The sequence below is a fragment of the Streptomyces chengmaiensis genome, from assembly GCF_029846775.1.
GTDB classification, from domain to species: domain Bacteria; phylum Actinomycetota; class Actinomycetes; order Streptomycetales; family Streptomycetaceae; genus Streptomyces; species Streptomyces chengmaiensis.
In genome coordinates this window covers 1-1,428 of the sequence record NZ_JARWBG010000128.1, presented here as the reverse complement: position 1 = coordinate 1,428, position 1,428 = coordinate 1, and the positions used below count along the sequence as shown (strand labels likewise).

At 68.0% G+C, this 1,428-nt stretch carries 3 protein-coding genes; all 3 read left to right on the top strand.

Translation table 11 applies throughout. From position 1 onward, the window contains the following. A partial coding sequence (locus tag QCN29_RS36690) for a vitamin B12 dependent-methionine synthase activation domain-containing protein (protein WP_279933588.1) occupies positions 1 to 372 on the top strand: 372 nt, incomplete at its 5' end. Beyond that, entirely contained in the window at positions 369 to 1,271 is a 903-nt protein-coding gene (gene metF / locus QCN29_RS36685) for a methylenetetrahydrofolate reductase [NAD(P)H] (protein WP_279933586.1), read from the top strand. The genes QCN29_RS36690 and metF, both read left to right, overlap by 4 nt. Beyond that, positions 1,249 to 1,428, top strand: a 180-nt coding sequence (locus QCN29_RS36680) for an adenosylhomocysteinase (protein ID WP_279933585.1), incomplete at its 3' end; no start/stop codon positions are given. The genes metF and QCN29_RS36680, both read left to right, overlap by 23 nt.

Sequence of the window (1,428 nt, the reverse complement as noted above, 5' to 3'; positions counted from 1 at the left end):
GCCGCCGAACTCTTCGAATCCGACTCCTACCGCGACTACCTCGAACTCCACGGACTGTCCGTCCAACTCGCCGAAGCCCTCGCCGAATACTGGCACGCCCGCGTCCGCGCCGAACTGGGCTTCGCAGGCGAGGACCCGGACTCGATCGACGGGATGTTCCGCACCGAGTACCGGGGCTGCCGCTACTCCTCCGGCTATCCCGCCTGCCCCGACCTGGAGGACCGGGCGAAGATCGCCGACCTGCTGGAGCCCGAGCGGATCGGCGTCGAGCTGTCCGAGGAGTTCCAGCTCCATCCCGAGCAGTCCACCGACGCTCTGATCACCCACCACCCCGAGGCGAGCTACTTCAGCACAGGAGGGTCTCGATCGTGAGAACGGTTCGCGAGGTGCTGGCAGCGGGGGAGACCTCGTACTCGTTCGAGTTCTTCCCGCCCAAGACCGACAAGGGCGAGGCTCGCCTGTGGGACGCCATCCGCCGAATCGAGGCCCTGGCCCCCGCCTTCGTCTCCGTGACCTATGGTGCGGGCGGGTCATCGAGGGACAGGACCGTCGCCGTCACCAAGCAGATCGCCGCCCACACCACGCTGCGCCCGGTTGCCCATCTCACCGCCGTCGGACACTCGGTCGCCGAGCTGCGGCACATCATCGGCCAGTACGCGGATGTCGGCATCCATGATGTCCTCGCTGTGCGAGGTGATCCGCCCGGGGACCCGAAGGGCCCCTGGCTCGCTCACCCGCAGGGGCTCACCTACGCCGTGGAACTCGTCGAACTCATCCGGGACCTGGGCGACTTCAGCGTCGGCGTGGCGGCCTTCCCGGAGCGGCACCCCCGCTCGCCGGACTGGGACAGCGACATCCGGCACTTCGCCGACAAGTGCCGGGCGGGCGCGGACTACGCCATCACCCAGATGTTCTTCGACGTCGAGCACTACTTCCGGCTGTGTGACCGGGCCGCGGCAGCGGGCTGTGACACCCCGGTCATCCCGGAGATCATGCCGGCCACGGACTACCGGCAGATCAGCCGGTTCGCCGAACTCAGCGACGCGACCTTTCCCGAGGCGCTGGCCCAACGGCTGTACGCAGCCCGGAACGACCCCGAGGAATCCCATCGCATCGGCGTGGACCACGCGATCGCGATGGCGGAGCGCCTGCTCGACGCCGGCGCTCCGGGACTGCACTACATCACCCTGAACCGATCGCCTGCGACGGTGGAGATTCACCGGGGCGTACAAGAGTCGAGGAGAGCCCATGCCGTCTCAGTCCTCCGCTGAGTTCACCGACTTCAAGGTCGCCGACCTTTCCCTGGCCGAGTTCGGCCGCAAGGAGATCACCCTGGCCGAGCATGAGATGCCCGGTCTGATGGCGATCCGCAAGGAGTACGCCCAGGTGCAGCCGCTGGCCGGCGCGCGTGTCACCGGCTCTCTGCAT